Here is a 22,869-nt window from a genome sequence, read left to right on the forward strand (position 1 = left end):
CCCGCCGATGAGTTTCACCCCTCATCCGGCCCTCCGGGCCACCTTCTCCCGCAAGGGGAGAAGGGAGCGTCAGGGCGAACTCGACCTGTCGTGCGCCGCCCGTTCAGCTCTCAAAGTCTCGACCGCCAGCCGCCGGGCGGCGTCGCACGCGACGATCTGCGCCCCGCGCGTGACGTAGCCGATCTCGAGGTCCGCCAGCGTCGCGGCTTCCGGCAGGCGATGCAGCTCACAGGGCCGGGCGGCCGTCTCTGGCAGGGTCAGGCGCGGCGGGGCAACCGCCGAGGTCGGGCGCGATGCGGCACAGCTCGTCATCGTGAGCGCGCAGACGATCGAGACGGTCAGACGAAAGCGGCAGTTCGGCATCATGGGCGGTTCGAGCCTCCAGAAGGATGGGGGTGGTGGCGGCTTGCGTCCGCCGGGTGATGGCGTGGGCGGCGTCGAGCCGGGCGACCTGCCCGGTCTGACCCTCGGCCTCGGCCGCGCGGGTGGCGGCCTCGGAGCGCGCCAGGTCGGCGGCGGCTTCGGCCCGATCCGCACGGCGGCGCGCGAGATCCAAGGGGTCCCAGCGGAAGCCGAGACCGCCGAGCAGCACAGATACGATGGCTACGCCGACGAGGATCACCGTCAGCCACCCGAGCGGGGTCAGGCTGCGAAGAAGCGCGGTCGGGCTCATGGGAACACCCGCCGGTCGAGCTCGAAGTGGGGCCCGTCCCGCAAGGTCGGCCAGTCGCCGCCCCAGACAATGGCGACACCCCGCTCGTGCGCCGCCGCCTTCACCGCGAGCGCGATGCGGGGATAGAGGGGCCAGTCCCACCGCACCTTGCCGTCGATCAGGGCCGCGACGTCGACCGCATGACCGGTCAGGTGCCGTGACTTCAGCGTCCGGCTGGCTCCGGCGCGGACCAGCGCCGTCTGCCGCTCCGGGGACCTCAGGCCCTCGGTGATCATGAAGTCGACGGGGGAGCGGCGGATAGCCTCCTCCATCACCCCGACCAGGGCCGGATGGACGCCCTTCATCCGCTGGCGCGAGCGGGCCGAGAAGCGAAAGCTCATCGCGTCCCTCCCTCGGCCAGGCGCAGGCGCAGGTTGGCCAGAAGGGCGACCAACTGCTGGGCCGTCGGGGCGACGAGGTAGAGCACGAGCGTTAGGGCCAGTAGCCCCATGAGCCCGGCCGCCACGCGCGGCAGCTGGGCCGGTTCGGTGCGCTCGACCGCCGAGGCCAGAAGCCGCCACAGGGCGAAGCTGGCGACGAAGACATAGAGCCGCCGCCATAGCCACTGGGCCTCGGCGAGCGGGGGGATCAGGTTGCGGTCAGTCATCATTGGTCTCCGCATGGAAATCGGATCGGGTAGAGCGCCAGTCGGCGCCGATGTGGTTCAGGCCCTCGCGGCGGGTCAGCCGTCGCGGCTGCTCCCAGACCTCGGGTTCCAGCAGGCGGTCGTCGGGATCGAGGGCGCGCCGGCGGCGGAAAAGGGCGCTCATCCCTGCACCAGGATCAGGACGGCCCCGGCCGCGCCCGGGCCGCCGACGCCTCCCGAGGAGACCCCGGCCCCGCCACCACCGCCGCCCGCGCCGTAGGCTCCACCCGCGCCGCCGTCGAAGCCCGCCCCAGAGCCGGAAGCGGATCCGCCGCCCCCTCCCCCGCCGCTGATCGACACCGGCACGGGCGGGGCGGCACCCGCAGAGCCCGGCACCGACGAACCGCCCGCGCCTCCCACAGCAGGACAGGCCAGCAAGCCGCCCGCGCCTCCGGACCCGCCGGGATGCGCCGTGCCACCCGCCTCAAGGGAGCCGCCTGCGCCACCGCCACCCGACGCGGCCGGAGCGGCGAACGCACCCCCCGCCCCGCCCGTCGCCGAAGCCGAGGTCGATCCCCCGCCGTTGCCGCCGAGCAGACCCTGTCCACCCGAACCGCCCGCGCCGCCGGACGCGCCGGCCTGACCGGCCGCTCCGCCTTTGGCGGTCAGCAGGGTCGCGCCACCGGACGTGACGACCGTGTCACCACCGTCCGCTCCGGCCTCCCCGCCCGCGCCGATCGTGACCGTCAGCAGGCCCGGCAGATCGGCTGTGGGCCAGAGGGCCGTGGACAGGCCGCCGCCTCCCCCGCCCCCACCGCCGTTCCTGAGGCCGCTGGTGCCGAACGCCCCCGCCCCACCACCGCCTCCGCCGCCGACCGCCGTGACGGACAACAGCCGTGCCCAGTCCGGCGGGCTCCAGGCTCCACCCGCCGTCAGCAGCACGGCCTCGGCCCGTGCCGCGCCCCGCGCGAACCAGGCCCGGCCGTCCTCGGAGTCGACGCGGAAAGCTTCGGACCAGGCGGACCCGTCGGCCGAGACCTTGAGCACGAGGTCGTCGTCGCCGATCAGGCCGAATTCGGCCCGGCCGCCGTAGCCGCTCTGGAACAGCAGGGAGAGGACGTCCGTCGGCGTGTCCTTGTTGAGCGTGATCCGCAGATCGCCGTCGCCGCCGTCGGCCTCAGGCCGGGCGGTCCAAAGGGCCTTGTTGACCTTGGCCGCGAAGGGATTGGCCGCGTCGGCCTCGGTATTCAGGCCCAGCCGGGTCAGGTTCTGGTGCTGCCCCCGGCGCAGGATCGGATTCCAGCCGCCGGCCTCGCGCACGACCAGCTCTTCCCGGTCCTGCACAAGGGCCATCGCGCCAACCGGCACGGGCACGCGCACCCAGCCGCCGCTCTCGGCGCGGACCAGATCGCCCGTGTTCCAATCGGACCAGAACTGCCCGACAGCCTCCGCAGGCAGAATGTAAAGATCACCCTCCGCCACCGAGTCCACGGAGTCCGGAGAGTCCACGGAGTCCACGGAGTCCGGCTCGACCGCCGTAGTGCGGCTGACCACGGACAGTTGGGTCAGGGTGTCGAGGCGGGCGAGCGCCTCGTTGACGGTGACGTGCTTCTGAAGCTGGCCCGCCGCGACATAGGGCAGGGTCAGGCGGGCGCTGTGGCTGGATGACATGGACGATCTCCGTTGGTGTTCGGAGACCAGTCTGGGTGAGCCGCGAATGCGGGCGCGTTCAGCGCGCCTTAATCGGGACGGCTGTTGATTTCTCGACGTTTTTCGGCGCGTCGTTGGATAATTGAAAAAAACAGCGAGTGCGGGGAGGCCGTTGGAAGGGCTGGGAGGCCTCCCCGCGGACCGGCGCGCGGCTGTCAGGACCCCGACGCCGGGGGCGGCGTCGATGCGCGACGGTCAGATGATCTACGGCCGCGCGTGGCGACCGGATGCGTCAGAGCTGCTGAAGTTCGCCGGATGCGACAACCGGTCCCTGAGGCGCGTCCGGCGGAGGCGTCGTGCCGGGTGCCTCGAGCGAGATGGCGACCGCCGTGGCCGTGCCCGCCTGCCCCGTCAGGGCATCGGACAGGGTCTGGCGCGACACCCCGTCCGCGTCGATGGTGCCGACCAGCTGGACCCCGCCTTCCGGCTTGACCAGCCACAGGTGCGGCACGCCGTCGGCGGCTGCGATCGCCCCGGTCGGGGCGACGAACAGGTTTCCGGTGACGGTGTCATAGGCCAGGATCACGGCCTGTCCGCCCCCCTCTGAGAGCGTCAGGGTCGCCACGCGGGTCACGCCGCCGGCCGGAGCCTCAGGAGCCACCACGACGGGCGCGGGAGCCGGACGCGCGATCAGCACGGCGACGGCGACCAGACTGGCGGCCAAAAGGCCGGTCGAGCCGATGGCCCAGCCGCGCCAGAAGCCGACGCGGCCATTGTCGTTGGCGACCGGGGCGATGGCCGCCTCGACGCGGGCCCAGACGCCAGCAGAGGGCTCAACGGCCCGCACCTCGGCGGCGAAGGCGGACAGATGGGCGTTCCAGACCTCGACCTCTCGCGCGAAGGCAGGATCGGACGCCTGTCGGGCGCGCGCGGCGCGTTCATCCTCGGCCGACAGGACACGCAGCGCGAGTTCACCGGCCAGGGCGCGGTCGTCTTCGGAAGGGGTCATCGGCTCGGTCATGATTCGAGGCAGCTCCTCAGCCGCATCAGCCCCCTGCGAATCCAGCTCTTCATCGTGCCCAGCGGCACGTTCTCGCGCTGGGCCAATTCATCATAGGTCGCGCCCTCGAAGAAGGCGGTCCGGATCACGGCCCGCGCCCGATCCTCCAGGGTTTCGAGGCAGGTGTTCAGCCGCGCCGCCTCGTCGGCCTGTTCGACCACGTCAGACGCCAGCGGCCCGGCGTCAGCCAGGTCATGGGCGTCCTCGACCGGGGCGGCGTTCTTCATCGGCGCGGCGGAGCGCAGCCGGTCGATGGCGCGGTTCCGGGCGATCGTCACCAGCCAGGTGATGGGGCTGGCCCGGCTCGCATCGAAGCTCGCGGCCTTTCTCCAGACTGTGACATAGGTGTCTTGCAAAACGTCCTCGGCCGATTGGCGGTCAGGCAAGATACGCAGGCAGACACCAAACAGCTTCGCGGAGGTCGCTTCATAGACGGTGCGAAAGGCGGAACGATCCCCCTGACCGGCCTGGACCAGCGCCACGGCCAGTTCGTCTCGCGTCAACATCAATCCCATGAACCACTCGAAACGACTGCAACTTTTGGACTAGGACGGGTGCAAGCGTCGCCGTCAAGCTGAATGCACGGATCAGTCGTGCAGATAGACGATGCGCCGCTTCTTCGGGTCGGCCCGCATGGCGGCGACGTGGCGGTCGTGATCGCCCGAGGCGCGGGCGTCGCGCTCGCTGGCCTCGACCCAGTGGGTGGTCTCGATGTCCTTCTGCAGCGCCTTGGCCGCCATGAGGTGACCGGGAAAGAAGAAGTCGACCACGTCCGGCGCGAACGGCACGACCTCACCCACGGCCGTCGTGGCGCTGTCGAAGCCGAGGTAGCCGACCATGCGCAGGATCGTGCCGGGCGCGGCCTTGGCCCTGACCGCTTGCAGCAGAAGCCAGCCGCTGGCACCGACCGAGTAGACAGTGCCGACCACGGGAATCCAGGTCAGGAGGCCGTCGAGACCCACGCCGAACGGCCCGAAGCCCACGGCCCGGTCCGAGAGCTTCTTGATGCCCTCGACATTGGACCAGATCTTTTCGATATCCGCGAACGATCGATTAGCCATCCCTGCCCTCCATAGCGGCGGGTCAACGCGCCAAGACGACCCCTGTTCACCGAGGAAAGCAACCTATCGTGACGCTTGCGACCCGGCCGCGCCTTCGATTGTTCCTGGCGGTGGTTCTGATCCTGCTGTCCGGCGGTCCGCTGGTCATCGCCCTGGCGTCCCTCAGCGGCCACGGCCACCGCTGGGTGGACATTCTGGCCCAGTTCGTGGGGCCGGCGCTGGTGGCGGCGACGCTGCTGGTCGGGGCGGCTCTGCTGCTGCGGTCGAAGGTCGCCGTTGGCGTGACGGGACTGGTCCTCGCGACCGTGATCGCGGCGGGTTCGCCCCAATGGTTGCCGACGAGAGGCTGGGCGGCGAAGGAGCCGGGCTTCACCCTCTATTTCGCCAACCTGTACGTCGGAAACGACGATGTGGAGACGATCGCGCGTTCGGTCGAGGACGCCAACGCCGACATCGTGGTGCTGATCGAGATCGGCGACGGCGTGCGGCCCGGGCTCGACCGGGTGCTGGCAGACTATCCGTATCGAACGAGCACCCCGCGCGTGGAAGGCGGTGCCGGTCCTTCGACCATGCTGATCGCCAGTCGCTGGCCCCTGACCCCGCGCCCCATTGAACTGACGCACATGTTCGCCGTGGCGGCGGAGGTCGAGACGCCGTCGGGCCCGGTGACCATCGGGGGCATCCACCTGACCCGCCCCTGGCCGTTTCAGTACCAGTGGGCCCAGATCATCCAGACCCAGGGCCTTTTGGAGTGGCGAAAGGGCGTGGAGGGGCCACTGGTGCTGGCCGGAGACTTCAACAGCGTGTCCTCGGCCCGCATTGGACGAATGATCCGGTCGGAAGGCGGGTTGATCGCCGCGCCCGGATGGCCGGGGACCTGGCCGTCCTTCCTGCCGGCGTGGGCGGGCATGACGATCGACCAGGTCTATCGCACGCCCGACATCGCTCTGACGCGGCGCCGGGTCGGGCGGGACAACGGCTCGGACCACCGGCCGGTGGTCGTGCGCATGGTCAGGTCGGCCGGGACGCCAGCCGCCTGAGCCGCTCGTCGTGGCCGTCGTCGGGGAAGTCGGCGGCGACCCATTCATCCTCGAAGGCCTTGAGGATGCGGCCGGTCTCCGGACCGGGCGCGACGCCCAGCCTGGCCACCTCGCGCCCGCCGACAGGCATGCGGGGCGGGGTCCAGTCGGCGACCGTCGCCAGCGCGCTATCCGCCGAAGCGCCCCCGGCAGCCTGTCCGCGCAGGACCCGGTCCCGAACCGCCTCCGCGCCGAGACGATAGATCAGGGCCCGCAGCGTCGGCGTCGGCGTCCGGGGGTCCAGAGGGCCGTGCGAGGCGGCTTCCAGCCGATGCTCGACCGCGCGGGGCAAGCGCAAGGCACCGGCCGTCCGCGCGACCTCGGCCGGATCGTCGGGCAGCAAGGCCGACAGCCGCAGCACCGGGTCATCGCTCAGGTCGATGAGGGCCTCGAACGCGGCGAGGTCGGCGACCGCCGGGATCAGCCGGTCCAGGACTCCGGTGCGCCGCATTGCCTTCACGGACGCGCGCGGATCGGGCGCGGCCAGCAGTTTCAGCAGTTCCTTCGACACCCGCTCGGCCGACAGGCGCGACAGGCTGCCGGCGTGGTCGGCACAGGCGGCGAGACCGACGGCATCGGGCTCGTCTCGCCCATACCAGGCGAAGAAGCGGAAGAAGCGCAGGATACGGAGGTGATCCTCCTCGATCCTTTGATGCGGATCGCCGACGAAGACGACCCGGCCCGCCAAGGCATCTTCCAGCCCGCCGCCGGTCGGATCGAAGATATGGCCGGATCGATCGGCGTAGAGGGCGTTCAGGCGGAAATCCCGGCGACGGGCGTCCTCGCCCCAGTCGTCGGTGAAGGCCACCACCGCGCGGCGGCCGTCCGTCTCGACGTCGCGCCGCAGGGTGGTGATCTCGAAGGGCTTGCGGTCCGCCACAGCCGTGACGGTGCCGTGGGCAAGGCCGGTCGGGACGGATTTGATCCCGGCCTTCTTCAGGGCCGCCAGCGTTTCCTCGGGCTTCAGCCTTGTGGCGATGTCGATGTCGTCGACGGGTCGACCGACGAGGCTGTTGCGGACGCTGCCACCGACGAAGCGCGCGCTGTCCGGCCCGCCCGCGGCCTCCAGCGCGGCCATGACCCGCACCGTCGCCGGGTCGGTCAGCCAGAGCTGGCCCGCCAGAGACCCGCTCACGCCGCGTCCTCGGCCGTGGCCAGCGCCGGTTCGCCCTCTTTGCCATAGAGACGCAGGCGCAACGCCCGCACGATCCCCGCCGTCACGCCCCAGATGTAGCGATCCTCGTGGGTCAGCGACCAGAACCAGCGCCGCACGCCGGCCGGCGTCTCCAGGTGATCCCGCCTCAGCATGGCCGGGTCCATGAGTATGTCCCACGGCACTTCGAACACCTCGGCCACCTCGTCGGGAGACGGCGTCAGCGTCGGCACACACTCCAGCCATCCGACCACCGGCGTCACGAGATAGCCCGTGCCAGTCTCATAGGCATCGGACAGGCCAAGGACTGTCACCGAAGCGAGGTCCAGCGCCACCTCTTCCCAAGCCTCCCGCAAGGCCGCCTCGACCGCCGTCTCGCCGGGGTCGAGGCGGCCACCGGGAAAAGCGATCTGGCCGGTATGGCGCGCCAGACTGTCGGCCCGGCGCGTCATGATCACCCGCGCGCCATCATCGGTGGCGACCAGAGTGATCAACACCGCCGCCGGTTTGAGCGGCCCCTCGACCCAGCGCGACGCGCCCGGGTTCAGGTCGAAGTCCGAGCGCACCGGTCCGGCCTCCAGCCGCCAATCCGACGGCGGCAAGAGGCGCTCAGCCAGCCGCTCCCTCAGCGTGTCCAGGCTCATGCCAGGCCCGCACCCGGCGGACCGAGCGGGAACCAGACACCGCCCGATGCCACGGCCAGCCGACCGTCGCGTTCTTCCGCCATTTCGACGAGATCGTAGAAGACCGTGCGGACGATCCGTGCCTCCAGTCCTCGACGAACATGGACGCGCGGCGCGGGCTCTCCCGTCGTGGAATCGGTCTCGACCGTGACCGGGTTTTCCGGACCCGCCCGGACCTCATCGCCCACGTCCGTGGTGAAAAGCAGATCGTCGCCGTCGCGCCGCATCGTAACGGCGCGGAAGGGCAGGTCCTCGACCCGGATCTTCAGCTTCTCGGCCGGCGTGACCAGATGATAGCCGTCCGGATCGAGCCTGAGCACCGTCGAGAACAGCCGCACAAGCTCGGCCCGGCCGATGGGCGAGCCCTCATGCATCCAGGTGCCGTCGGCGCGGATGACGATGTCGATGTCGCCGCAATGGGCCGGGTTCCACAGATGGACCGGCGGCAGGCCGCGCACCGCCTTCGCGGCCTCCGCGACCGCCACGATGCCCGTCTTGGTCTCGGCTTCGCTCATGCCCCAGACTTAGGCCGCGTCGCCGCCCGGCGAAAGACCGCGATCAGGCCGGACGGACCGGTCCCGCGGCCTCGGCGTGGCGGATCGGCAACCAGAGCACGCGGCGCGGGTCGGCCGGTCCGGGCATCACCGCGCTCTCAGCCATCCCGAATCCGAACCGCGAGAAATAGGGCGCATCGCCGACCAGCAGCACGCCGGCCACGCCTTGCCGCCTGGCCTCGTCCACGCAGGCCGCGACCAGATCCGCCCCGAGGCCTTCACCCCGAATGTCTCTGGCCACCGCGATCGGGCCGAGGAACAGGGCGTCTGCCTCTCCGATCGTCACAGCCCATAGCCGCACCGACCCGACCAGACGTCCGTCCAGCCATGCGGAGAACCCGGCGACCTTCCTCGCCCGCTCACGCAGGCGCTCGGCCGTCTTGGCGAAGCGACCAGATCCGAACGCGTCCAGCACCAGGGCCTCGACCGCGTCTGCGTCGTCAGGCGTTTCCGGCGCGATCCGGACGGCGGGCAAGGGTGCGGCGGACGCGGGCATGGCGCGCGCACCTAGGGCTTTCGGCCCCCCGCATCAATCCACGATTTGTGACGCCGCTTGCTCCCGCCCGGCGAACGGGACAAGGAACGGCGAAAACGAGGAGCAGGTCATGGCGAAGCGGACGGTGGTGGTGACGGGCGGACACGGCATTCTGGGCCGCGCGGTGGTCGAAGCGGCGTTGTCGGCTGGCATGAACGTCGCCCTGATCGACCATGCCGAGGGCCAGCCCTGTCCCGACGGTGCCTTCGAGGTCTCCGGCGTCGATCTGACGGATTCTCAGGCGGCAGAGGCGGCGATCGGCAAGGTCGCCGACCACTTCGGTGGCATCGACGCCCTGCTGAACATCGCGGGCGGCTTCGTCTGGCAGACGGTCGAGGACGAAAAGCCCGCCTGGGACCGCATGTTCACCCTCAACCTGACGACAGCGCTGAACACCACGCGAGCGGCCCTGCCTCACCTGAAGGCGTCGTCCGAAGGGCGCATCGTCAACGTCGGCGCGGCCGGCGCGCTCAAGGCTGCGGCCGGGATGGGAGCCTATGCCGCCTCCAAATCCGCCGTGCATCGGCTGACGGAGTCCCTGGCCGAGGAACTGAAGTCGACCTCGGTCACGGTCAACGCGGTCCTGCCCTCGATCCTGGATACGCCACAGAACCGCAAGGACATGCCCAACGCCGATCCCGCCAAGTGGGTCGCGCCGTCCGACCTGGCGGCCGTCATCCTGTTCCTGGCCTCACCGGCCAGCCGGGCCGTAACCGGGGCCCTGGTGCCCGTCACGGGCCGGGTCTGACGATGGACCTGGTCCGCAGCCTGCTGTTTCTGCCCGCCTCCAACGCCCGGGCGGTCGAGAAGGCGCGGACGCTGAACGCCGACGTCGTGGTGCTGGACCTCGAGGACGCGGTCGCGCCCGAGTCCAAGACTGACGCGCGCCGGGCGGCGGTCGAGGCGGTCCGCGCGGGCGGGTTTCCTCGCAGGATCGCCGTCCGCGTCAATGCGCTGGGGACAGCGTGGAGCGAAGACGATCTCGCCGCGCTCGCCGACCTGTCGCTGGATTTCGTCGTCGCTCCCAAGGTCGAAGAGCCGGGCGTGGTCGACGCCTACGGCGCGCGCATGGCCGAGGGAACGCGCCTCATCGCCATGATCGAGACGCCAAGAGCGCTCATGGCGCTGCCGGCTATCGCCTGGGCGGGCGAGCCCCTGGCGGGGCTGATGTTGGGGGTCAACGACCTGGCCAAGGCCCTGGGGACCGGCCCGTCTCCGGACCGGGAACCGCTCAAGTCCTGGCTGGCGGCAACGGTCGCGGCGGCACGCGCTCACGGCCTGTTCGCCATCGACGGCGTCTTCAATCGCCTGGATGATCCCGACGGCCTCGCCGCCGAATGCGGACAGGGCCGCCTCTATGGCTTTGACGGAAAGAGCCTGATCCACCCCAATCAGATCGACGCCGCCCACGCGGCCTTTTCCCCGACCCCGGCGGAGATCGCCGAAGCGGAAGCGGTCGTCGCCGCCTTCGCGGCGGCTGATGCCGAGGGCAAGGGCGCGATCCGCCTGGGCGGCACCATGGTCGAGCGTCTGCATCTGGATCAGGCCTGCGCCCTGCTGGACCGCGCGGCGGCCTGTCGATAGAGGCTGTCAGCCTGAACCGCGCGGCGAAAGCGTCCCGATTGCCTCCCTCTCCCTCCAAACGCCGCGCCTGGGTCTGTTCTCCCGGCATCTGGAAGGTGCCGTTCCTGCGCACCTTCCTCGATGACTTCGACCTGCACGCCAGCCCGACGAGGACCGTCGATGCCGTCCTGGGTTGGGGGCTGAAGCCGACGTCCGAGGCCGGGCGGCGTCGCGCGGATCGCGAGGGTCTGCCCTACATCGCGCTAGAAGACGGCTTTCTGCGCTCGATCGGCCTGGGCGAAAGCGGCGCGGCGACCCTCAGCCTGATCGTCGATGACCTCGGCATCTACTATGATGCCACACGACCCTCGCGGCTGGAACACCTCATCCAGTCGGCCGACGTCTGGTGCGATGACGCGATGATGGCCCGGTCGCGACGCCTGATCGATCGGATCGTGGCCACGGGTCTGTCCAAGACCAATATGGGCGGGCCCTTGGACCCTTCCGTTCTGCGCCCCGGCCGCCGGATCCTGCTGGTCGATCAGACCGCCGGCGACGCCTCGATCGCCTGTGGTCTGGCCAGCGACGAGAGCTATGTCCGAATGGTTCGGACCGCGCGCGCCGAGCATCCCGGTGCCCAGTTCATCGTGAAGCGCCACCCCGCCGTCGCCGCCGGGCGCAAGAAGGGCTGCATCCCGGAGAGCGAGTTGCAGGGCGTCACCCTGATCGACACCGATGTCCGCCCCGCCGACCTGCTGTCAGCCGTTGACGAAGTCTGGTGCGTCACCTCGGCCCTCGGCTTCGAGGCCCTGCTGCGCGGACTGACCGTCCGGTGTTTCGGCGCGCCCTTCTATTCGGGATGGGGGCTGACGACCGACGAGGTCCAGACCGGGCGCCGGGGCGTGGCGCGCGATGTCGAGACGCTCGCCGCCGCCGCTTTGATCGCCTATCCGCGCTACGTCGATCCCTTGACCGGCGAACGCTGCGAGGTCGAGACGGCGGTCGATCGCCTCATCACCCTGCGCGTCAGGGCCGAGCGTCTGGCGGCGGACTGGTCCGCCGTCGGCTTCGCCCCGGCCAAGAAGCCCCAGGTCCGTCGCCTGCTGAACGGACCCAAGACCCGGCTGAAGTATTTCGCCAGTGCCTCTCGCGCGGCCGCCCACGCCGAACGCACAGGCGGCCGCCTCGTCTACTGGGCGGGCAAGGAAAGCCCTGAAATCGCGGCGGCGGCGGCGGCCACCTCTGCGCCGGTGGTCCGCATGGAGGACGGCTTCATCCGCTCGCGCGGACTGGGCTCGGACTTCTTCGGGGCGCTCAGCGTCGCGCTGGACGACCTCGGCGTCTACTACGACCCCACCGCGCCATCCCGGCTCGAACGGCTTATCGAGGACGGTGCCCAGGACGCGGCGATGCTGGCCCGCGCCGCTAGACTCCGCGCGCGCATCGTCGAGGCAGGCCTGTCGAAATACAATCTCGCCGCGGGACCGACCCGGCCCGACTGGCCCGCCGACCGGATGAAGCTGCTGGTCGTCGGACAGGTCGAGAACGACAAATCCATTCTCAAGGGCTGCGGGGACATCCGCACCAACTCCGGTCTGGTCGAGGCGGCGCGGGCCGACTTCCCAAACGCCTTCCTGATCTATCGCAACCATCCCGACGTGATGAGTGGCAACCGTCCCGGTCGTCTGGACGCCCACGCGATGACTGCCGTCGACGCCGTCGCCGACGACCTCGATATCATCGACTGTCTGGAGGCCTGCGATACGCTCGCCACCCTGACGTCGCTGTCGGGTTTCGAGGCTCTGCTGCGGGGCAAGGCCGTGGCCACCTATGGCCGCCCCTTCTATGGCGGCTGGGGCCTGACGACCGACCGGATGAGCTTCGAACGCCGCACGCGCCGGGCCAGCCTGGATGCCCTCGTCGCCGCCGCCCTGATCCAGTATCCGATCTACATCTCGCCCGAGGGCTGGCCCTGCGAGGCCGAAGACCTGGTCGAGCGCCTGATCCGGGAACGGGACACCCCGGCCCCGCCGCCGCCCTCGAACCAGATCGCCCGCTGGTGGAAGGGCATCAACGCCAGTCTCGACCGGCGTCCGCCGCCGTCCTATTGAGACCTGAAACCAGAGGGATATCGTCCCTCGAGCAGCGCGGCTCCGCGAGCCGAGCGATAGGGACACCAACTTGCCTCACGCCGTGATCGCCGCCACCGGCCTGTTCACCCCCGAGCAGTCCATCTCCAACGAAGAACTGGTCGCCGCCTACAACGCCTGGGCCGAGCGGTGGAACGCCGACCACGCGCTCCAGATCGCCGAGGGCGACGTCGCGGCGCTGACCCCCTCCTCGGTCGAGTTCATCGAGAAGGCGTCCGGCATCAAGAGCCGCTTCGTGCTGGACAAGACCGGCATCCTCGACCCCGCGCGCATGGCGCCGCACATCGCCGAGCGCTCCAATGACGACCTGTCCATCATGGCCGAGATGGCCGTGAAGGCAGCGCGGCAGGCCATCGAGGCCTGGGGCAAGCCAGTCTCGGAGATCGGTGCGGTGCTATGCGCCGCCTCCAACATGCCCCGCCCCTACCCGGCGCTGGCTGTCGAGATTCAGCAGGCGCTGGGCATCGACGGCTTCGGCTTCGACATGAACGTGGCGTGCTCCTCGGCCACTTTCGGCATCAAGACGGCGGCGGACTTCATCGCCTCGGGCTCGACCAGGGCGGTGCTGATGGTGAACCCCGAGGTCTGCTCGGCCCACCTGAACTTCAAGGACCGCGACAGTCATTTCATCTTCGGCGACGTGGCCACCGCCGTGATCGTCGAGAGCGCGGAGACCGCCGGTCCGGGTGGCTGGGACATCCTGGGCACGCGGTTGAAGACGGTGTTCTCGAACAACATCCGCAACAACTTCGGCTTCCTGAACCGCTGGGCCCTGCCGACGGATAAGGCCGGTGCACCGATCTCAGCGTCGAAGGACGGCCCGCAGGACGACAAGCTGTTCATCCAGCAGGGCCGCAAGGTGTTCAAGGACGTGGTGCCACTGGTCTCGGACATGATCATCGACCATGCCGCCGATCTCGGGATCGACCCGACGGGCCTGAAGCGCCTCTGGCTGCACCAGGCCAACATCAACATGAACCAGATGATCGGCAGGAAGGTCCTTGGCCGCGATCCGTCAGAGGCCGAGAACGTCATCATCCTTGACGAGTACGCCAACACCTCCTCGGCGGGATCGATCATCGCCTTTCATCTGCACAACGACGGCTTCGCGTCGGGCGAAACGGGCCTGATCTGCAGTTTCGGCGCGGGGTATTCCGCCGGCACGGTGTTCGTCAGGAAACGCGGCTGATCACGAAGGAATGAGCCACATAACACCGGCTTAGCTTGCGCCTGACAGGCGAGTGCGTTCATCTAGGGGCTCACCGACACCGATTGGCACGGAGAGTCCGGATGAGCCCAACCAAGCAACCGACGATCCTCGAGGCGCTGGCCCGTGATGCGGCCCTCGTCCTCAAATCCCTGGGCGGTGCCGCCCATGAGAGTACGGTCATCGATTGTGTGGCGGCGCTCAGACGGCAGCGGGGCGAACCTGTGAACCCCGATCTCGGCCGTCTGATCGTGGAAGCCTTTCAGCGGTATTCGGAATGGTTCGCCCGGCCCTTCGGTGAAGGCTCCAAGCGCTGGGCGCTGATCGCCGAGCCCGCCTGAGGCCTCCCCGCCGCGATGCGACGGGGAGGATACGCAGTGTTTAGAACCGACGCACGTAGCTCACGCCGTAGGTGTCGACCTCACCACCGTTGTCGTCGGTGAAGTCACGACGGGTCCAGTCAGCGCGGATGCCGTTGTTGGCGTCGAAGAAGTAGTTGCCGCCGACGCCGTAGTTGACGCTTTCGCCGTCTTCTTCGGCCTGGAAGCCGGCCACCTCGGCCTTGATCGAGGTCGTGCCGTAGCCGACGCGTCCGAACAGCTCGAAGTTCGGAGCCAGGGGCAGGATGCCCACGGCATAGGCGGCGGCGTCATAGTCCTGCTCCACCGAGCCGGTCACGCCGCCGAACGTCACGTCGTCGTCCACGATGCCGATCGAGGCTTCACCCTCGAAGGCGAAGTTCGGCGACACCTTCGCGCCGATGCGGCCCGTCAGGGCACCCAAATCGGCACCCTCGGCGTCGAGCGCCGTATAGCCGGCGGTGCCGTACCACTGCGGCTGGGAAAAGCTCTGCGCCGCGGCGGGCAGAGCGAACAAAGACACGGCGGCGGTCGCGAGAAGAATGTTACGCATTGTTTCTTTTAACTCCTAGATGCGGGACTGCTCGTCCCGGCCCCATCCAGCGGAGTCTCAAGTCGTAGCGCGCCGTGGCCGTTCCAAGGCCCTTCGATTGCAAAACCGTAACTGTGGGATCGCGAGCACAGACGACGTTATACTTGACGTCTTCTTGCCATTTTCAGGCCTCGATTACCGATCCTTCTCGCGCGCCTCGCCGCCGCGAGAGACCAGCGCCGCCTGGGCCGCAGCCAGTCGCGCGATCGGCACACGGTAGGGTGAGCAGCTGACATAGGCGAGGCCCACCTGCTCGCAGAAGGCGATGGAGGCCGGGTCGCCGCCGTGCTCGCCGCAGATGCCCATCTTGATGTCGGGTCGAACGGCCCCGCCCCGCTCGGCGGCGATGCGGATCAGGTCGCCGACGCCCTCTTGATCCAACCGCACGAAGGGATCGGTCTCGAAGATGCCCTTGTCCATATAGGCCTGCAGGAACCGCCCGGAATCGTCCCGGCTGATGCCGAAAGTGGTCTGAGTCAGGTCGTTGGTGCCGAAGGAGAAGAACTCGGCGTGTTCGGCCAGGTCCCCGGCCCGCAGCGCAGCGCGGGGGAGTTCGATCATGGTGCCGACCAGGTATTCCACGCTGTCGCCCGCCGCTTCGAACACCGACTTAGCCGTCCGGTCGGTCAGCTCGCGCAGGTACTTCATCTCGAGGCCGAGCGCGACCAGGGGGTGCATGATCTCCGGGATCGGCGCGGTGCCCGACGCCTGCTTGACCGCGATCGCGGCCTCCAGCACGGCGCGGACCTGCATCTCGTAGATTTCGGGATAGGCCACGCCCAGCCGGCAGCCACGATGGCCCAGCATGGGGTTGACCTCGTGCAGGTCGCGCGCCCGCTTCTTCAGCTTGGCGGCGTCCAGACCAGAAGACGCGGCGAGCGCGTCGATCTCGGCCTCGGTGTGCGGGATGAACTCGTGCAACGGCGGGTCCAGCAACCGCACCGTGACGGGCAGCCCGGCCATGATGGTGAACAGTTCGACGAAGTCCGCCTTCTGGAACGGCTCGATCTTGGCCAGGGCCGCGCGGCGACCCGCCTCGTCGTCGGCCAGGATCATCTCGCGCACGGCGGCGATGCGCTCGTCGTCGAAGAACATGTGCTCGGTCCGACACAGGCCGATGCCCTCGGCGCCGAAGCCCCGTGCGGTCCGGGCGTCCAGCGGCGTCTCGGCATTGGCCCGCACTCGCAGACGGCGCACCCCGTCGGCCCAGGCCATCAGGGTCTGGAAGTCGCCGGTCAGCTCGGGCTCGATCATGGCGACCGCGCCGTCCAGCACCTCGCCCTTCGAGCCGTCGATGGTGATGACCTCTCCGGCCTTGAACACCCGACCGCGCGCGGTGAAGGTCCCGGCCTTCTCGTCGATGTGGATTTCGCCCGCGCCCGAGACGCAGGGCCGCCCCATGCCGCGCGCGACCACCGCCGCGTGGCTGGTCATGCCGCCGCGCGCCGTGACGATGCCTCGGGCCGCGTGCATGCCGTGGATGTCCTCGGGCGAGGTCTCCTCGCGCACCAGGATCACGGCGTCGCCCAGCTGGTTCAGGCGCTCGGCCTCGTCGGCGTCAAAGCAGATCTTGCCGGTCGCAGCTCCGGGCGAGGCGGGCAGACCCGTCGCCACCACGGTGCGCGCCGCCGACGGATCCAGCGTGGGGTGCAGCAACTGGTCCAGCGCCGACGGTTCAACCCGACTGATCGCCTCTTTCTGGGTGATAACACCCTCAGCGGCGAGGTCGACCGCGATCTTCAGCGCGGACTTGGCGGTGCGCTTGCCGTTGCGGGTCTGGAGCATCCACAGCCGGCCCTGTTCGACCGTGAACTCGATGTCCTGCATGTCGCGGTAGTGGGTCTCCAGCTTGCCGACCACCTCGACGAACTGGGCGAAGACCTCGGGCATCGCCTCTTCCATCGAGGGGGCCGTCTCGCCCATCTCCTCGCGCCCGGTCTTGGTCAGGGACTGGGGCGTGCGGATGCCCGCGACCACGTCCTCGCCCTGGGCGTTGATCAGGAACTCGCCGTACAGCCTGGCCTCGCCGGTCGACGGGTTCCGCGTGAAGGCCACGCCCGTGGCCGACGTCTCGCCCATGTTGCCGAAGACCATGGACTGGACGTTGACCGCCGTGCCCCAGCTTTCCGGGATGTCGTGCATCCGGCGATAGAACTTGGCCCGGTCGTTCATCCAGCTGGCGAACACGGCCGAGACCGCGCCCCACAACTGCTCGTGCGGGTCCTGCGGGAAGGGTGCGCCCAGCTCGCGCTCGACCACGGCCTTGTATTCGACGACGACCTTTTCCCAGTCGGATGCCGACAGGTCGGTGTCGACGGTGACGCCCAGTCGGTCCTTGTGATCATCGAGGACCTCTTCGAAGTCGTCGTGGCTCATCCCGAGGACGACGCTCGAATACATGGTGATGAAGCGGCGATAGCTGTCGAAGGCGAAGCGGCGATCGCCGGACAGCGCCGCCAGCCCCTCGACCGTCTGGTCGTTGAGGCCCAGGTTCAGGACCGTGTCCATCATGCCCGGCATCGACGCCCGCGCGCCCGAGCGCACCGACACCAAGAGCGGATTGGCGGCGTCGCCGAAGGTCTTGCCGACCACGGTCTCGACCGCCTTCAGCCCTTCGGCGACCTGATCGCGCAGCCCGTCCGGATAGGTCTGGCCGTTGGAATAGTAGTGGACGCAGGCCTCGGTGGTGATGGTGAAACCCGGCGGCACCGGCAGGCCCAGCGAGGACATCTCCGCCAGATTGGCACCCTTGCCGCCCAGCAGGTTCTTCATCGACGCATCGCCGTCGGCGGAATCTCCACCGAAGCCGTACACCCACTTGGTCATTCGTCAGCCCCTGAGGATCGGAATCGGCGGGTAGGCCCCGCTCGCAATCCGGCCCTGACTAACGTGCTGCGCGCGCGAAGGCGAGGCCGGGCTGTAACAAAGGGTGATCGCTGTCTTGGTTCCAGCCCGGCCCGGGCGTCAATCGAACGCCCGCACATTGTCGTTGGAGTTCCGGTCGATCCACTTGTTGTAGGGATCGACGCCCGCGAACGCAGGTTTCTGGGCCGTGGTGAAGCGGAACGTCTGCACCCCGGTCCTGAGCGGCCGCCGTTCGAACAACAACACGTCGCGCGCATCGAAGGCCCGGTCGCCCGGCTCGGCGGCGAACAGGCCGATGTCGAAGGTCTCGTTCAGTGGTGCCTCGGTCTCCTCGCCCTGGCCGCTGGCATAGAGCTTCCGCGCCTCGACCGTCACCGTGACGTCCCAGCGGCCGTCCGAGCGGCGCGTCGCCGTCGTCTCATTGACCTTCACGTCATACAGCGTGATCCGCTCGAACAGGTCGGTGATCAGGGCCTGCTTGTCGGCCGGGGCCACCGCTCTCAGCGCCGCCACCAGATCCAGCGAGCGCGGATAGGGGGCGCCCTGGAAGGCGAATCGCTGGAGCAGGGTGCGCAGCGCCGCGTTGACCCGATCCTCGCCGATCTGGTCGGCCAGTAGATACATGACCGATCCACCCTTCTGGTAGTGGATGTAGCCCTGGTTCTCGACGCGATAGAGCGGCAGTTCCTCCAGCCGCTCGGTGCCCCGGCTCCGCAGATAGTTGTCCAGCTCGAACTTCAGGAACCGGCGGATCTGATCTTCGCCATAGGTCTCCTTCATCACCATCAGGGCCGAGTATTGCGCCAGCGTCTCGGTCAGGGTCGTCGACCCTTGCTGGTCCGAGCTGACCACCTGGTGCGCCCACCACTGGTGCCCCAGCTCGTGAGCGGTGATGTAGGTGACGTAATCGATCTTCTCTGGATCGCGGAAGTCAGCGATGAAACCCAGTCCCTCGGAATAGGGAATGGTGTTGGCGAAGGCCTGGGCGAACTGGGCATAGGCCGGGAACTCGATGATCCGCACCTGCCGGAACTGGTAGGGGCTGAAGTTGGCCTGGAAGTAGTCCAGCCCCGTCTTGAGCGACTGGAACATCCGGTCGATGTTCCGCTCGTGCCCAGGGTGGTGATAGACGGCCAACTCGATGCCGTCGTGAACCTGGCGCGCGACTTCGTAGCGGGCGGACTGCACGGACAGGAAGTTCAAAATCGGTGCCTCGGTAACGAACCGCGCCGTGCGCCGCCCGTTCCGGGTCACGTCAGAAACCTTGTAGCCCGGTGCGATTGGTGTCTGGTCGCCGACCGTCGTGATGGTGATGTCCGACGTCACCCAGTCCGCGCCGATGTAGTTCCGCGCCTGAGCCGAGGTGTCTTCCAGCCGCGCTTGACGCAACTCCGCCGGCAGGCCGTACTTCCGCCGCGTAGTCCGGTCTCTCAGCAGGCCCTGACGGCTCATGCCGATGATCGGCGCGAACTCGGAGTTCGACACGAAGGTGCCGTTGTCGACCAGCCGCGTGGTGTTGCCACGATGCTTGAAGCCGCGCTGTTCGAATACCGTCTCGAACCGGACCGTCCGCCGCTCGCCCGGTGCCATCGGCGTGGCGAAGCGGTAGATGCGATAGTCGAACTCCTCCCACTCTCGCGCAATGGTCGCGCCCTCGACCTCCATCCGGGTGACCTGCAGATCGGGCACCCAGCGGAGATGCATCTCGGTCAGAGGCGCGCCCGTCCGGTTCTCCACGACATAGGTGCCCTCCGTCACTAGACGCGGCGCATAGGGATCAAGATCCATGACGTACGTCACGCTGACAGTGGATGGCTGGGGCGTGTCCTCGAACTGCAGCAGGGCCTTCTCATAGTCGGCCTGACGCTTCTCTTCCTGATCCGAGGTCACATACTCGTTCAGGACATTGGTGTTGTAGAAGATGAAACCGCCCAGGCTGACGAAGGCCACCGCAGCGACAGCCATGATGGCCCCTGCCGGCCCGGCCAGGCGGCGCGGCAAACGACGCAGGCGCGGCAGGAGCCGCGTCTCAGTCCCCCGCCGCCACAGGGCGTAGGCGACGACCAGCAGGATGACAGCAAAAGCGCTCCAGTAGGCGTCGGTCCAGTTGGAGAACCCGCGGAAATCACCCTGCCCGTTCATGTCCGACAGGGGCACGCCGATGCCACCGCCGTAGCGATACAGCACATGCTCGAAGCCGAGATTCTGCAGCACGATGGTCGAGACCAGATAGACCACCATGATCGCCCAACCGACGAACTTGTTGGGCGACAGGGCCTGTACGAACATGGCCAGCACCGCGAGGAAGGCGAAGTTCAGCGTGCCGGGCAGCAGAAGCCAGAAGACGTACTTGTCGAGCTCATAGTCGACCCCGCCCTTGTAGGTCTGAACCGCCACCCCCGTGAGGATGCCCACGAACAGGATAGAACCCAGGACCAGAACCAGAGCCAGCGTCTTGGGGACCAGGAAGGTCCAGTCCGGCGTCGGCGTGGCGTCGATGATCTCGTGCGTCTTGCGCTCGCGGTCGCGCCAGACCAGCTCGCCCGCGTAGTAGATGGCCACGATGATCGCCACCAGGCCAAACGCGCCTTGCAGCAGCTCGACCACCAGACGGGTGACCAGGAACACCGGCGCGCCATAGACCTCGCCGGCAAACAGCAGGCTGCCCACGCCCTGGAAGGCGCCGAGCACAAGGAGCACCAGGAAGGCCGGGCTCTTGAAGATTAGACCCATCTCGAAGCCGGTGCGACGGCTTAGCTGGGCCCAGCCCGAGGCGAAGCCGTAGCTTGGGGCCGGCAGCGACCCGGCCGCCACCGGGGCGGCCGGTGCCTTTTCAGCCAGAGCCCGCAGCTTGTCCTGCTTGGACGCCTTGGCCCCGCGCGTCGCGGGCCGATAGAGGAAGTAGGCAGCGGCCAGGAAGAACACCCCCACGCCAGTCCAGATCAGGCGGTTATAGAGGAAGACCCCTTCCAGCGCCGGGTTCAGGGTGTTCCTCTCGACCGGCGTCCAGTAGCGCGTCACCAGCCCGTAAGCCGAGGCCCCGAACGGCTCGAGCCAGGCGAGGATGTCCTCGAACTCCGGCCGCGCCAGGGCGGACGTCAGGCTGATGTAGAGGATGAAGACCGCGACCACGCCGACGTAGGTCGCCATCATCGACCGCGTCACGGTCGCCAGCGCGAAGAACAGGGCCGAGGTCAGGAAGACGCCCGGCAGGCCCATGACGAAATAGGACCAGGCATAGTCGCCCGGTCGGAAGGCGCCGATCGTCTCCTGATCGACCCACGGCATGAAGGTGCCGAAGATGGTGCCGACCGTGACGCTGAGGAAGCACAGGGCGACCGCGGCGAACGCGCCGACGAAGCGACCGTACAGATAATCGAACTTGGTCGCCTGGCTGGCCTGGATCATCGGCCCGAAGCCGGTGGTGGCGTCTCGCGCCACGACGTTGGCCACGATGGCCGTGGTCGCCAGCATGAACAGAATGGCGAAGACGGTGTTGGCCTGAGCCAGGGCATAGGGCGCGTTAACGTTCACATTGCCCCCGCCCCCGATCGAGATGTTGTCGGACGCGGCGACCAGCCCAAAGCTCATCAGGGCGAACAGGATGCCGATGACCCAGAACGCCGGCTGGCGCAGCTGGTAGCGGAATTCGAAGGCGGCGATCTTCCCGAACATGGCTCAGGCCGCCGCTTTCCGGGACGCCGACAGGGTCGAGAAATAGACGTCCTCCAGCCCGCCAGGCACGGGTTCGAACCCTTCTCCCGGACGACGATCGGACAAGACGTGGATCACGGTGCGTCCCGCGAACAGGCGCGTGGAGATGACCTCGTGCTTGGCGCGGTGGTCCTCCAGCGCTTCCTTGTCGATGGTCTTCTTCCAGACCCGGCCGTTCAGCCGCTCCATCAGCTCGGCGGGCGCGCCCTCCAGCTGGATCTTTCCCCCCGCCAGCACCGCCATTTTCGGGCACAGGTCGGCCACGTCCTCGACGATGTGGGTCGACAGGATGATGACGACGTTGTCAGCGATCTCGGCCAGCAGGTTCAGGAAGCGGTTGCGCTCCTCGGGGTCCAGACCGGCGGTCGGTTCATCGACGATGATCAGCTTGGGATTGCCGATCAGCGCCTGGGCGATGCCGAAGCGCTGACGCATGCCGCCCGAGAAGCCGGCCAGGGCCTTCTTCCGCACCGACCAGAGGTTGGTCTGGTTCAGCAGGGTCTCGACCGTTTCCTTGCGCTCCTTGCCGCCCGCGATGCCCTTCAGCACGGCCATGTGATCCAGCATGTCGTAGGCCGAAACGCGCGGATAGACACCGAAGTCCTGGGGCAGATAGCCGAGCGTGCGTCGCAGCTTGTCCGGCTCGGCGATGGCGTCGATGCCGTCGAAGTCGATGGAGCCCGAAGTGGGCGTCTGCAGCGTCGCGATCGACCGCATCAGCGTCGACTTGCCCGCCCCGTTCGGCCCCAGCAGACCGAACATCCCGGTGGGAACGGTCAGCGTCACGTCATCGAGCGCGCGCGTGCCATTGCCGTAGACGTGGACGAGATTCTTCACCGACAGCATTTCGTAGTCCCCTGCTAGGTCAAGGAGACTTGTCACGTCGGGCCGGGGGCCGCAAGTTACGAATGCGTCAGGAAATGGGCGCGCGGCTCAGTCGGTAGCGTCCGGAGGCCTCTTCAAAGGCGTCCACGCCTGTTCGGCGGAAGGTCATGACGACCGCGCCGTCCCCGCCCAGAAGCTCGAAACCGCTCGTCGTCGCGCGCCAGGACTTCGCCGCCGCGATCGCCGGAATGGTGCACCGCTCCGCGAGCACCGGTCGCACGCCATCAATGATCAAGTTGGCCAAGGACAGCTGACAGCGCGCGTCTCCGCCCGCCTCTGACAGTGCCCAGTATCCCGCCACCTGGTCCACAGGGAGGGCCTGCCCCTGTAGTTCGGACGCGGCGGACGGCGGCGTGCAGGCGGTCAAGACCAAGGCTCCGGCGAGCATGGCGGCAAGCTTGGCTCGTGCATCAGTCATGGGCTCCTCACGCTCGCACCTTCCGCCGCGATCGCGGCGAGGA

The 22,869-nt window shown here is 68.5% G+C and carries 23 protein-coding genes and 1 pseudogene; 7 read left to right on the forward strand and 17 right to left on the reverse strand.

Annotated elements, in window-relative coordinates:
- Positions 1-23 precede the first annotated feature (23 nt).
- Positions 24-92 (forward strand): annotated as a pseudogene (locus tag IP78_RS15790) (cysteine methyltransferase); the annotation flags it as partial.
- A 134-nt stretch (positions 93-226) separates the two neighbouring features.
- Here IP78_RS15790 and IP78_RS01250 read toward each other — a convergent pair.
- From IP78_RS01250 to IP78_RS01280, 8 genes are all read right to left on the reverse strand, one after another.
- Complete coding sequence (locus tag IP78_RS01250; RefSeq protein WP_054109903.1) at positions 227-673, reverse strand: hypothetical protein; 447 nt, start codon at positions 671-673, stop codon at positions 227-229.
- Positions 670-1,053, reverse strand: coding sequence for a M15 family metallopeptidase (locus tag IP78_RS01255; protein ID WP_054109904.1), 384 nt, complete (start codon positions 1,051-1,053; stop codon positions 670-672). The genes IP78_RS01250 and IP78_RS01255 overlap by 4 nt, the downstream gene beginning before the upstream one ends.
- Positions 1,050-1,319, reverse strand: a complete 270-nt coding sequence (locus IP78_RS01260) for a hypothetical protein (protein WP_054109905.1) — start codon at positions 1,317-1,319, stop codon at positions 1,050-1,052. Before IP78_RS01260 ends, IP78_RS01255 begins: the two co-directional genes overlap by 4 nt.
- On the reverse strand, positions 1,312-1,482 hold the full coding sequence (locus tag IP78_RS15185) for a hypothetical protein (protein WP_156320236.1): 171 nt from the start codon (positions 1,480-1,482) through the stop codon (positions 1,312-1,314). Before IP78_RS15185 ends, IP78_RS01260 begins: the two co-directional genes overlap by 8 nt.
- A complete protein-coding gene (locus IP78_RS01265) occupies positions 1,479-2,969 on the reverse strand; it encodes a DUF2793 domain-containing protein (protein ID WP_054109906.1) in 1,491 nt (496 codons plus the stop codon). The genes IP78_RS15185 and IP78_RS01265 overlap by 4 nt, the downstream gene beginning before the upstream one ends.
- Before the next feature lie 271 nt (positions 2,970-3,240).
- Positions 3,241-3,969 carry an anti-sigma factor domain-containing protein gene (locus IP78_RS01270; protein ID WP_054109907.1) on the reverse strand — a complete coding sequence of 243 codons (729 nt, stop codon included), beginning with the start codon at positions 3,967-3,969 and terminating at the stop codon, positions 3,241-3,243.
- Positions 3,966-4,523, reverse strand: coding sequence for a sigma-70 family RNA polymerase sigma factor (locus IP78_RS01275; protein ID WP_054109908.1), 558 nt, complete (start codon positions 4,521-4,523; stop codon positions 3,966-3,968). The genes IP78_RS01270 and IP78_RS01275 overlap by 4 nt, the downstream gene beginning before the upstream one ends.
- A 72-nt stretch (positions 4,524-4,595) precedes the next feature.
- The gene (locus IP78_RS01280) at positions 4,596-5,069 is read right to left on the reverse strand and encodes a DUF4112 domain-containing protein (RefSeq protein WP_054109909.1); all 474 of its coding nucleotides are present in this window, start codon (positions 5,067-5,069) and stop codon (positions 4,596-4,598) included.
- Positions 5,070-5,137: 68 nt separating this feature from the next.
- Here IP78_RS01280 and IP78_RS01285 point away from each other — a divergent pair, with 68 nt between their 5' ends.
- Positions 5,138-6,109, forward strand: a complete 972-nt coding sequence (locus IP78_RS01285) for an endonuclease/exonuclease/phosphatase family protein (protein ID WP_054109910.1) — start codon at positions 5,138-5,140, stop codon at positions 6,107-6,109.
- Here the strand turns inward: IP78_RS01285 and IP78_RS01290 are convergent.
- From IP78_RS01290 to IP78_RS01305, 4 genes are read right to left on the reverse strand one after another with little or no spacing between them, the layout of a single operon-like run.
- Positions 6,081-7,283, reverse strand: coding sequence for a CCA tRNA nucleotidyltransferase (locus IP78_RS01290; RefSeq protein ID WP_231680841.1), 1,203 nt, complete (start codon positions 7,281-7,283; stop codon positions 6,081-6,083). The two genes, IP78_RS01285 and IP78_RS01290, sit on opposite strands and share 29 nt — an antisense overlap.
- Positions 7,280-7,945, reverse strand: a complete 666-nt coding sequence (locus tag IP78_RS01295; RefSeq protein WP_054109911.1) for a CoA pyrophosphatase — start codon at positions 7,943-7,945, stop codon at positions 7,280-7,282. Before IP78_RS01295 ends, IP78_RS01290 begins: the two co-directional genes overlap by 4 nt.
- Positions 7,942-8,499: a DUF1285 domain-containing protein gene (locus IP78_RS01300; RefSeq protein WP_054109912.1), complete on the reverse strand. Its 558-nt coding sequence runs from the start codon at positions 8,497-8,499 to the stop codon at positions 7,942-7,944. The genes IP78_RS01295 and IP78_RS01300 overlap by 4 nt, the downstream gene beginning before the upstream one ends.
- Before the next feature lie 43 nt (positions 8,500-8,542).
- Complete coding sequence (locus tag IP78_RS01305) at positions 8,543-9,034, reverse strand: GNAT family N-acetyltransferase (protein ID WP_054109913.1); 492 nt, start codon at positions 9,032-9,034, stop codon at positions 8,543-8,545.
- Between the two features lie 109 nt (positions 9,035-9,143).
- Between IP78_RS01305 and IP78_RS01310 the strand changes: the two genes are divergently transcribed.
- From IP78_RS01310 to IP78_RS01330, 5 genes are all read left to right on the forward strand, one after another.
- Positions 9,144-9,821 (forward strand): SDR family NAD(P)-dependent oxidoreductase, encoded by a 678-nt coding sequence (locus IP78_RS01310; protein WP_054109914.1) that lies wholly within the window; start codon positions 9,144-9,146, stop codon positions 9,819-9,821.
- A 2-nt stretch (positions 9,822-9,823) separates the two neighbouring features.
- On the forward strand, positions 9,824-10,657 hold the full coding sequence (locus IP78_RS01315) for a CoA ester lyase (RefSeq protein WP_054109915.1): 834 nt from the start codon (positions 9,824-9,826) through the stop codon (positions 10,655-10,657).
- Positions 10,658-10,695: 38 nt separating this feature from the next.
- Positions 10,696-12,747, forward strand: a complete 2,052-nt coding sequence (locus tag IP78_RS01320) for a capsular polysaccharide biosynthesis protein (RefSeq protein WP_231680844.1) — start codon at positions 10,696-10,698, stop codon at positions 12,745-12,747.
- A gap of 70 nt (positions 12,748-12,817) precedes the next feature.
- Positions 12,818-13,975 (forward strand): beta-ketoacyl-ACP synthase III, encoded by a 1,158-nt coding sequence (locus IP78_RS01325; RefSeq protein ID WP_156320237.1) that lies wholly within the window; start codon positions 12,818-12,820, stop codon positions 13,973-13,975.
- Positions 13,976-14,076: 101 nt separating this feature from the next.
- Positions 14,077-14,334 (forward strand): hypothetical protein, encoded by a 258-nt coding sequence (locus IP78_RS01330; protein WP_054109917.1) that lies wholly within the window; start codon positions 14,077-14,079, stop codon positions 14,332-14,334.
- 40 nt (positions 14,335-14,374) lie between these two features.
- Here IP78_RS01330 and IP78_RS01335 read toward each other — a convergent pair whose 3' ends face one another.
- From IP78_RS01335 to IP78_RS01355, 5 genes are all read right to left on the reverse strand, one after another.
- Positions 14,375-14,905, reverse strand: coding sequence for a porin family protein (locus IP78_RS01335; protein WP_054109918.1), 531 nt, complete (start codon positions 14,903-14,905; stop codon positions 14,375-14,377).
- A 174-nt stretch (positions 14,906-15,079) separates the two neighbouring features.
- Positions 15,080-17,770, reverse strand: coding sequence for a pyruvate, phosphate dikinase (gene ppdK, locus IP78_RS01340; protein ID WP_054109919.1), 2,691 nt, complete (start codon positions 17,768-17,770; stop codon positions 15,080-15,082).
- Positions 17,771-17,908: 138 nt separating this feature from the next.
- On the reverse strand, positions 17,909-21,484 hold the full coding sequence (locus tag IP78_RS01345) for a M1 family aminopeptidase (RefSeq protein WP_054109920.1): 3,576 nt from the start codon (positions 21,482-21,484) through the stop codon (positions 17,909-17,911).
- Between the two features lie 3 nt (positions 21,485-21,487).
- A complete protein-coding gene (locus IP78_RS01350; RefSeq protein ID WP_054109921.1) occupies positions 21,488-22,369 on the reverse strand; it encodes an ABC transporter ATP-binding protein in 882 nt (293 codons plus the stop codon).
- A 67-nt stretch (positions 22,370-22,436) separates the two neighbouring features.
- Positions 22,437-22,826 (reverse strand): AprI/Inh family metalloprotease inhibitor, encoded by a 390-nt coding sequence (locus IP78_RS01355; protein WP_054109922.1) that lies wholly within the window; start codon positions 22,824-22,826, stop codon positions 22,437-22,439.
- Between the last annotated feature and the right edge of the window lie 43 nt (positions 22,827-22,869).

The sequence above is a fragment of the Brevundimonas sp. AAP58 genome (assembly GCF_001295975.1).
In the GTDB taxonomy this organism is placed as follows: domain Bacteria; phylum Pseudomonadota; class Alphaproteobacteria; order Caulobacterales; family Caulobacteraceae; genus Brevundimonas.